Origin of the sequence: Edaphosphingomonas fennica (genome assembly GCF_003034225.1) — a bacterium.
In the GTDB taxonomy this organism is placed as follows: domain Bacteria; phylum Pseudomonadota; class Alphaproteobacteria; order Sphingomonadales; family Sphingomonadaceae; genus Sphingomonas_E; species Sphingomonas_E fennica.
Genome location: NZ_PHHF01000031.1, coordinates 18431 through 27197 on the forward strand (window position 1 = coordinate 18431; position 8767 = coordinate 27197).

General features: G+C 62.7%; 9 protein-coding genes and 1 pseudogene. 7 read left to right on the top strand and 3 right to left on the bottom strand.

The features are described from left to right. The 5 genes from CV103_RS07300 to CV103_RS07320 all read left to right on the top strand — a co-directional run bounded on the left by CV103_RS07300 (position 1) and on the right by CV103_RS07320 (position 3970). Complete coding sequence (locus CV103_RS07300) at positions 1-1251, top strand: hypothetical protein (protein ID WP_107394499.1); 1251 nt, start codon at positions 1-3, stop codon at positions 1249-1251. 2 nt (positions 1252-1253) lie between these two features. Continuing rightward, positions 1254-2465 (top strand): tyrosine-type recombinase/integrase, encoded by a 1212-nt coding sequence (locus CV103_RS07305; protein ID WP_051187043.1) that lies wholly within the window; start codon positions 1254-1256, stop codon positions 2463-2465. Between the two features lie 102 nt (positions 2466-2567). Continuing rightward, positions 2568-2843: a metal/formaldehyde-sensitive transcriptional repressor gene (locus CV103_RS07310; RefSeq protein ID WP_021243461.1), complete on the top strand. Its 276-nt coding sequence runs from the start codon at positions 2568-2570 to the stop codon at positions 2841-2843. 10 nt (positions 2844-2853) lie between these two features. Then, positions 2854-3777 (top strand): CDF family Co(II)/Ni(II) efflux transporter DmeF, encoded by a 924-nt coding sequence (gene dmeF / locus CV103_RS07315; protein WP_021243460.1) that lies wholly within the window; start codon positions 2854-2856, stop codon positions 3775-3777. Positions 3778-3802: 25 nt separating this feature from the next. After that, complete coding sequence (locus CV103_RS07320) at positions 3803-3970, top strand: DUF1289 domain-containing protein (RefSeq protein ID WP_081659631.1); 168 nt, start codon at positions 3803-3805, stop codon at positions 3968-3970. A gap of 28 nt (positions 3971-3998) precedes the next feature. On the opposite strand, the gene cueR is transcribed toward CV103_RS07320, so the two are convergent. From cueR to CV103_RS07335, 3 genes are all read right to left on the bottom strand, one after another. Next, entirely contained in the window at positions 3999-4385 is a 387-nt protein-coding gene (gene cueR / locus CV103_RS07325) for a Cu(I)-responsive transcriptional regulator (protein ID WP_021243459.1), read from the bottom strand. Beyond that, a complete protein-coding gene (locus tag CV103_RS07330; RefSeq protein ID WP_245652852.1) occupies positions 4382-6646 on the bottom strand; it encodes a heavy metal translocating P-type ATPase in 2265 nt (754 codons plus the stop codon). The genes cueR and CV103_RS07330 overlap by 4 nt, the downstream gene beginning before the upstream one ends. Positions 6647-6854: 208 nt before the next feature. Then, on the bottom strand, positions 6855-7742 hold the full coding sequence (locus CV103_RS07335) for an NAD(P)/FAD-dependent oxidoreductase (RefSeq protein ID WP_107394500.1): 888 nt from the start codon (positions 7740-7742) through the stop codon (positions 6855-6857). Between the two features lie 313 nt (positions 7743-8055). Between CV103_RS07335 and CV103_RS07340 the strand changes: the two genes are divergently transcribed. Beyond that, positions 8056-8328, top strand: a complete 273-nt coding sequence (locus CV103_RS07340) for a flagellar biosynthetic protein FliQ (RefSeq protein WP_062788680.1) — start codon at positions 8056-8058, stop codon at positions 8326-8328. A gap of 99 nt (positions 8329-8427) precedes the next feature. Further along, positions 8428-8688: pseudogene (locus CV103_RS07345) on the top strand (type II restriction endonuclease); the annotation flags it as partial. Positions 8689-8767: the final 79 nt, after the last annotated feature.

An 8767-nucleotide genomic window follows, 5' to 3' on the forward strand; every position in this document is an offset into this window, starting at 1 on the left:
GTGGAAAAGACGGTTTTCTGGTCATGGCAGAGCGATCTCGACAGCCGGGTCACGCGCGAGGTCGTCCGTTTCGCGCTCGACGCCGCGATCATGATGTTGTCGGCCGACGTCGAAGAGGCCGATCGACCGAGCCTGACCTCGGACACGCAAGGGGTCGCCGGCACGCCCGATATCGTCGCAACCATTCTTCGCAAGATCGACGAGGCGGCGGTCTTCGTCGGGGACGTCACGCCGATCGCCGTGTCCGAGAGCGGCAAAGCCTGCGCGAACCCGAACGTCCTCCTCGAGATGGGCTATGCGAACCGAGCGCTGAGCGAGCACCGCGTCATCCAGGTCTGGAACACCGCGTTCGAGGGCGCCACGCTCGACAAGCTGCCGTTCGACATGCGGGGTAGGCGCGGACCGATCGCGTTTCACCTGCCGGTTGGCGCCGATACGACCGAGCTACGCCGCGTGCGCGGAGAATTGGCAAAGCAGCTCGCGGGCGCGTTGAAGGCCTCATTGGACGAACTTCCCCCGCTGCCGCCAGAAGCCATTCCCTGGCAGTCGCATTTCCCGGGTGATGCCGACGTCTGGTTTGATCGGTCCGAAGTGCAGACGGTGACCAATCCGATGCACGGCACGACGAAGCTGCGGTGGAAGCCGCACTTCGCGGGCTATGCGCGGATCATTCCGTCGAAATGGGCGGCGAAGCCGGGAGCAAAGCAAGCTCTGGCTGGCAGTGAGGGGCATCCGGCGCTGCTGGCACAGCCCAACGCGCTCAATTTCGGAATCAGCAAGGGCGGAGCGATGGTCTACTGGCCAGGCACAGCGGAGGAGGGCGTCGATCCCACGGTCGCCTTGACCCAGTGGTTCGAGAAGACCGGCGAAATCTGGGGCGTGGGCGGGGGGTTCCTGTTTCAGCGAGATGAAGAGCGGCTCACCCTGTCGACCGGCTATTTCTACCAGCGCTGGCTCCATTTTCTGGAGCGGAACTGCGCGCTGGTGCTCGCCCATGGTGGTTCGCTGCCGATCCATGTCCGGCTCGGCGTCACCGACATCAGGGACAGCTGGTGGCCGCGCGGCCCGTTCCAGTTCAATGACGAAGGCCACGCGGCGGTTGAGGACTCCTACGAGTACGATGCAACGCTAACGTCGATCGGGGTAGAGGAACTCCAGCGCGTCGCCGTCGCGGCCTTCAACGGCCTGGCCGCGGCTTACGGCATGGAGCCGTTCACCCACGACCAGATCATCGAACAGTCGAGGCCCTGAGCGTGGAACAACTGCCCGCCATAAGCCCAGTGACGGACCCGCCATCGGGATCGGGGGTCGATCTGGCATGGGAAGTGACGAAGCTTGGGGCCGGCCAGACGATCACCGTCAACAAGGCGCTCATCGATGCCTATCAGGCCGCCTCCTCGCCCCACAGCATCCGCGCCCTCAAATCCGATCTGGAGGCGTTCGATCTTTGGTGTCGGTGCTCGCACAGGGCGTCGCTGCCAGCGACCCCCGAACTCGTGGCTGACTATCTGGACGCAAGGGCGGGGAAGGGGGCCAAACCGGCTTCGCTCGGCCGCTACAAGGCGTCGATCGCGAAGATCCACCAGCTTCTCGATCTGAAGGATCCGACGCAGACCGAGCTGGTCAAGCTGCGGCTCCGGGCGATCCGGCGCGAGAAGGGGACGGCGCAGGTCCAGGCACGGCCGCTGCGCTTCAAGGGGCCGGTCCGTGATGTGGAGCGCGAGGCACCGCGAGGGCTGAACGTGCGGGCGTTGCTCGAGGCCTGCCCCGACGATCTGCCGGGACTGCGCGATCGCGCGCTGCTGTCGGTTGCCTATGATACGGGGCTGCGCGCCTCCGAGTTGGTGGCGATCGCGGTTGAGCACATTGTCGAGGCGCTCGATCCCGAGGCGCGGCTTCTCACGATACAGCGCAGCAAGGGCGACCAGGAAGGGGAGGGGGCGACCGCGTACCTGTCGCCGCGCTCGGTGCGCGCGATTGCGGCCTGGACGCAATCCGCAGGGATATCCTCTGGTCCGCTGTTTCGCCGCGTCCAGGTGCGGCGCTACAAGGCGCGAGCAGCGGTGAAGGGGCGTCGAATCGATAGTATCTCAAGCCGCGAAACCTGGGATCTACGCAAGACGCTCTCTAAGCCGGCGGTGCCGGCCCGGTTGGAGTTTGATGTCGGCAGTGTTGCCCTGCATCCCGGGTCGATCGGACCGATCTACCGGTCGATCATCCAGCGGGCGTTCGATCGCGGGGCTCTGAGCGATCTCACCGCCGACGATCTCGCGCGACTGCTCAAGGGGGTCAGCGCGCATTCGACACGCGTGGGGCTCAACCAGGACCTGTTCGCAAGCGGCGAGGATCTCGCCGGAATCATGGATGCGCTGCGCTGGAAGAGCCCGCGCATGCCGCTTGCCTACAATCGCAATCTTGCTGCCGAGGCGGGCGCAGCCGGGCGTTTGCTCAATAAATTGGCCTGACTGGTAAGCCGACTATCTGTCCAATCGCGAACTCGCCTAGGCGGCTCCGGGGCCTGAGACTGCTCTGGCTATCACCAACGAGATAGGGTAGGGGGGTATGCTATGGGACATTTGACCGAAGGCAGTGATGAGCTCCTGAAGCGCGTGCGACGTATCGCCGGGCAGGTCACGGCGATCGAGAAAGCGCTGACCGCCAACGCCGATTGCACGACGACTCTGCATCTCGTTGCAGCGGCGCGCGGCGCCATGAACGGGCTGATGGACGAGATTATTGAAGAGCATGTCCGAGCCCATGTGGCGGACCCCGACCTCACGGCCGAAGATCGTGCCGCGGGAGCAGACGAATTGATCGCGGTCATACGCCGCTACGCGAAATAAGGCTGAGATCATGACGACGTCCCGCGATATTGACGCCTTTGTGCACGACCATGTGTATCTGGGGGCCTCTCACGACGACAACGCTCGTCGGACGCTGTGGGTGGTGGTGCTGACGGCTGTGATGATGATCGGCGAGATTTTCGCCGGCTATGTCACCGGATCGATGGCGCTGCTGGCCGATGGCTTCCATATGGCAACGCATGCTGGCGCGTTGAGTGTCGCAGCGATTGCTTATGCCTATGCCAAGCAGCATGCATCGAACCGGCGGTTCAGCTTCGGAACAGGCAAGGTCGGCGACTTGGCGGGCTTCGCCTCGGCGCTGGTGCTGGGCCTGATCGCCCTGGGGATCGGGATTGAATCGATCCTTCGGCTGTTCGAGCCCATAAAGGTTGCCTTCGGCGAGGCGACCCTGATTGCCGTCGTTGGGCTTGGCGTGAATATCCTCAGCGCCTTCCTGCTGTCGGGCAGCCACCACCACCATCATGGGCATGACGATCATGCCCACGACCATCATGCCCATGGCGGCGACAACAATCTCCGCTCGGCGTATGTGCATGTCCTCGCCGACGCTCTCACATCGGTATTGGCAATCGCGGCCCTTCTGGCAGGCCGCTACCTTGGCTGGGTGTGGATGGACCCCGTCATGGGGATCGTGGGAGCCGTCGTAATCGCCCGCTGGTCCTGGAGCCTGATGCGAGATACCGCCTCAGTCCTCCTCGACTCGACCGACAGCCATGTTGCCGAGGAAATACAGGATCTCGTTGAAGGGCCAGGCGATGTGCGTATTGCCGATCTGCATGTCTGGCGTGTCGGTCCCGAGGCCCATGCCGCCATCGTCGGAGTGGTCGGCAGTGCGGGGATCAATGCAGGCGTGATCCGCGACCGGCTCGTGCCGGTCCATGAGTTGAAGCACCTAACAGTCGAATGCCACTGACGAGGTTGCTGTTAAGTCGCCGTGCATAGACCTGTGCCGTTTCGATGGCACGACCGGGTGGTGTCGAGGGTGCGGTAGGTCCAAACCCGAATGCCGGGCATGGAAGAAGGCGCAGCCTCAACAGCAACGCAAGATTGCTGCCGATCTTCCGCGCCGGCTCGCGAAACTGGCGGGTCGCGAGTTGCAGAAATGAGCGCGAAGGCCCCGCGCGAAGACTAGATTCAAGATTCCAGATGCGTCAGGATCGGACATTCCGGCCGATTGTTACCGTGACAGCTCCTCGCCAGATCCATCAGCGCTGCTCGCATCGCATTAAGCGCGTCCGCCTTGCGGCCAAGGTCGGCTGCGCGGGACTCTGCCAGTGCCTTGACCTCGGCACTGGCGCGGGCCCGATCGGACCATAGATCAAGCAGCTTTCGGATTTCTTCGATTGGAAAGCCGAGGTCGCGGGCATTGGCTATGAACCGAAGTCGATGCACATCGGCATCCGAGTAGTCGCGATACCCACTATCCCGCCGCGCCGCCGACGGGATCAGGCCGATTTTCTCGTAATGGCGGATCATCCGCTGAGAGACCCCGCTCGCGTCCGATGCCGCGCCGATGTTCACAATTCCACCCGGTTGAGCCGCAATGCGTTCGTCACGACGCTGACGGAGGACAGTGCCATCGCGGCCGCCGCGATGATCGGCGAGAGCAGGATGCCGAAGATCGGGTAGAGCAGCCCCGCAGCGATCGGGACCCCGGCAGCGTTGTAGATGAAAGCGAAGAACAGGTTCTGGCGGATGTTGGACATCGTTGCTTCGCTCAAACGGCGCGCACGAACGATGCCGTTCAAGTCGCCCTTCAGCAGGGTGACGCCGGCGCTTTCGATTGCGACATCGGTGCCCGAGCCCATCGCAATGCCGACATCGGCGACGGCGAGCGCGGGCGCGTCATTAACTCCGTCGCCTGCCATGGCCACGATGCGCCCCTCAGCTTTCAATCGCGAGACCACATCGCTTTTCTGATCCGGCAACACTTCGGCTTCGACATCATCGATTCCAAGTTTCCGCCCGACCGCTTGTGCTGTTGTGCGATTGTCGCCCGTCAGCATGACAACCCGGATGCCCTCCTTGCGAAGCGCCGCGATAGCCTCAGCCGTCGTTTCTTTGATTGCATCGGCAATGGCAAGGATGCCGGCGGCCTGTCCGTCGATCCCGATGAAGATGGCGGTCGCGCCGTCTTGGCGCAGCTCATCCGCCTGCGGCTCAAGGGCGCGAACCTCGATCCCGTTTTCTGACAGGAAGCCGGCATTGCCCAGCGTGATGCGCTTGCCATCGACCGTGCCGATCGCTCCCTTGCCGGTTGGGGAATCAAAGTCGGTGACCTCGGGAAGCGCAATCCCCCTATCCTTGGCGGCGGCGACCACGGCCAGCGCCAGCGGATGTTCCGATGCCCGCTCCACGCCGGCGGCAAGCCGCAGCAGCTCGGTCTCCTCATAGCTTGTCGCGGGAACGATGCGGGTAACCGACGGCCGGCCCTCGGTCAGCGTGCCGGTCTTGTCGACGACCAGTGTGTCGATCTTCTCCATCCGCTCCAGCGCTTCGGCATTCTTGATCAGCACGCCGAGCCCTGCACCCCGGCCGATGCCGACCATGATCGACATCGGCGTCGCCAGCCCCAAGGCGCAGGGGCAGGCGATGATGAGGACAGCGACAGCGGCGATCAGGCCATGGGCCAGACGCGGCTCTGGTCCCCAGATTCCCCACACGCCAAAGGCAATGAGCGCGATCAGCAGGACCGCGGGCACGAACCATCCCGCGACCTGATCGGCCAGGCGCTGGATGGGTGCCCGCGAACGCTGGGCGTCAGCGACCATCTGGACAATACGCGCCAACATCGTGTCGCGTCCGACCTTCTCCGCGCGAATGACGAGGGCGCCGCTTTGGTTGATCGTTCCGCCGATGACCGCATCGCCCAGCGCCTTTGTGACCGGCATCGACTCGCCCGTCACCATCGACTCGTCGAGCGAGGATCGGCCGTCTTCGACCTTGCCATCGACGGGTACTTTTTCGCCGGGCCGCACACGGAGACGATCACCGACGGCCACCTGCTCGAGCGAGACCTCCTCATCATCCCCGTCGGCGCCAATGCGGCGCGCGGTCTTGGGCGCGAGGTTGAGTAGCGCCTTAATTGCGCCCGAAGTCCGCTCGCGGGCGCGCAGCTCGAGCACCTGCCCCAGCAGCACGAGCACGGTAATGACGGCGGCGGCTTCGAAATAGATTGCGACTGTGCCGTCCATCATCCGAAACGCTGCCGGGAATACCGACGGGGCGATGGTTGCTACCACGCTGTAGGCCCAGGCCACGCCCGTGCCCATCGCGATCAGGGTGAACATATTGAGGTTTCGTGTCCGCACGGACGCCCACCCACGTTCAAAGAATGGCCAACCCGCCCAGAGCACGACCGGGGTAGCCAGCGCAAACTGAAGCCAACCAGATAGTCGGGGCGGTACAAGATTGTGCAGCGACGGGAAGAGGTGGCTGCCCATCTCCAGGACAAACACCGGGATGGTGAGCAGCAAGGCGATCCAGAAACGCCGGGACATATCCAGAAGTTCACCGCTCGGCCCAGTGTCTGCCGTCACAAGGTCCGGCTCAAGGGCCATGCCGCAGATCGGGCATGGCCCGGGATGATCCTGGCGGACCTCCGGGTGCATGGGGCAGGTCCAGATTGCGCCCGGTTGAGCGGTTGCCGCCTCCTTCTCACCCTCGGACAAGTAGCGCTCCGGGTCTGCGACAAACTTCGTGCGGCAACCCGCGCTGCAGAAATGATAGTCCTCGCCGTCATGCGAGGCATGATGTGACGTTCCCGTCGGATCAACCATCATCCCGCAAACCGGGTCTTTGACCGTTTTCACGTCCGTGCCGCCAACGCGCTTGCCGGCGCAGCAGCTATGGGCGCCCGAATTGCTAGCTGGAACAGGATCAGTCACAGGCTCGTCTCCTTATCGACGAAATGCAATCTGGGGTCTGACATCGTGTCAGGGTCAAGCCCGACATGGATATATTTTTGATGGCTGATTCTGCTCTGGCGTCTCAGCCGGACAACAGATTGTGGATCGCCGTTGCAGCCTTGGCGGCCTGACCGGCGGCAACAGCAATTTGATCCAGCCCTTCGACCATGTCGCCAGCAGCGAACAGGCCGCTGACCGTCGTTTGTTGATGCTCGTCGACGACAATACACCCTGCTGGGTCCAGTTTCGCACCGGCCATGTGCGCGAGTTCCGAGCGAGGGGAGGTTCCGAGGGCAACATAAAGGGTGTCGAACCGAAGCAATCGGCCATCGATCAATTGAGCGATCAGATTCTTTCCATCGATCGACAAATCTCGGACAGGGGCGCGTTCGACCGCGATACCGCCTCGAGCCAGATCCGCCTTTTCGGCCTCCGACAGTTGCGAACTGTCTTGCGCGAGCAAGGTGACGGTTTCGCTGTAGTGGCGAACGAACAGAGCCTCGGCCGCACCATGATCGGAGCAGCCCAGTACGGCCACCCGCTTGCCGCAGACCTCATAGCCGTCGCAGATCGGGCAATAGCGGATCAGCCCTTGTACGAGGCCTCGATCATGCGTTTCCAGCGCCATTCGCGGACGATGATTTTTTACGCCTTGGGCAAGCAATATCGTGCGGGTATTGACGGCCTCGACACCTGTAGTGACCAGGAAGCCCGTCCGGGTCTGTACAATCCCATTGGCTAAACCATCGGAGAGCTTCGCGCCGTAACGCAGGGCATGCCGGCGCATCCGCGACAGCAGATCGTCGCCCGATATGCCGTCTGGAAAACCCATCAGGTTGTGCGTGGCTGGAATGGAGGACGCGCGGCCGTCGCCGGCATCGATGACCAGCGTAGAACGCAGAAACCGGCCCAGATAGGTGGCTGCTGTCAGCCCTGCCGGGCCACCGCCTATGATGACGCAATCGTACATGCGAGCCTTTCGCTGACCTCGGCCGTCACTGATATTACGCGGTACGATGCCTCTTCCCTCGAACAGAGACACGCTCTTCCAAAAAAAGATCGGGTCGTGAGGGGTAAACGCCAGCGCTGCGTAAATTGAGATGAAGCCCATCGCCTGGCAGGATGGGCAGGCGAGGTGCCCACGGGTCGCAGCGTGGCGCCGGGGCGAGCGGATGTGGGGAAGACGGATTGGAATCAACCGATCGCGCTCCGTGTCGCTCGCCCCGCAACAAAGGTTGCAGCATCACGGGCAGGGGCGTCCGCATCATAGTGGGGTGGGAGCAATGGAGACCTACAGCCCTTTCTCGGCCTCGATGGGCCAGGCGCTTTGGGTGATCATGATCGTCGCTGGCCCCCCGCTGATAATCATGTTGGTGGTCGGGCTGATTATCTCGATGATCCAGGCTGCTACATCGATCAACGAACAGACCGTGAGCTTCGTCCCGAAGCTCCTGGCGTTCATCTTGTTCCTCGCGCTTTACGGGGCAACCGCTGGCGATCTCCTGATCGACTATACCCGTGATCTGCTGACGCATATTCCAGACGATATCAGATGACGAGGACCGCTTTTTATTCGGGGTGACCGCGCAAAAACTGGTCGTATATGGGGCGGAGTGCTAGCCTCGAATAGGATCGACGCGAAAGGGGAACGGGGTTTGGCGGAGTTTGAATTGCTGGCGCGGCAACTGATCCAGCGATGGAAGGAAGACCCGAACGCGACGTACCAGAGCTGGTTTCTATGGGACGAGCGCATCAAGAATTTTCGCTCGATCAGGCGTGGTCTGGCTCAAGTGGTTGCCGAGATCGAAGCCGGTCGGTTTGGCGTGGCCTATCGCGGTTCTTCTCTGGAGACGGTCGTTCATTCAGTCGCCGAGCAGAGGCAGATATTCAAGGGGGCGGATCATGCGTTTCTCTGGTGAGAACGGCGGTGGAAAACTAGACCACGGTAGCGGCGGGATTGTCCGGCTGCGGGCGGCGTAAAAGTCGTCCACTTTT

Bases quoted from the DNA above. Each gene is read 5' to 3' on its own strand.
- CV103_RS07335 (WP_107394500.1), bottom strand. From the start codon at position 7,742: ATGTACGATTGCGTCATCATAGGCGGTGGCCCGGCAGGGCTGACAGCA.
- dmeF (WP_021243460.1), top strand. From the start codon at position 2,854: ATGACGACGTCCCGCGATATTGACGCCTTTGTGCACGACCATGTGTAT.
- CV103_RS07310 (WP_021243461.1), top strand. From the start codon at position 2,568: ATGGGACATTTGACCGAAGGCAGTGATGAGCTCCTGAAGCGCGTGCGA.
- CV103_RS07340 (WP_062788680.1), top strand. From the start codon at position 8,056: ATGGAGACCTACAGCCCTTTCTCGGCCTCGATGGGCCAGGCGCTTTGG.
- CV103_RS07330 (WP_245652852.1), bottom strand. From the start codon at position 6,646: ATGATGGTTGATCCGACGGGAACGTCACATCATGCCTCGCATGACGGC.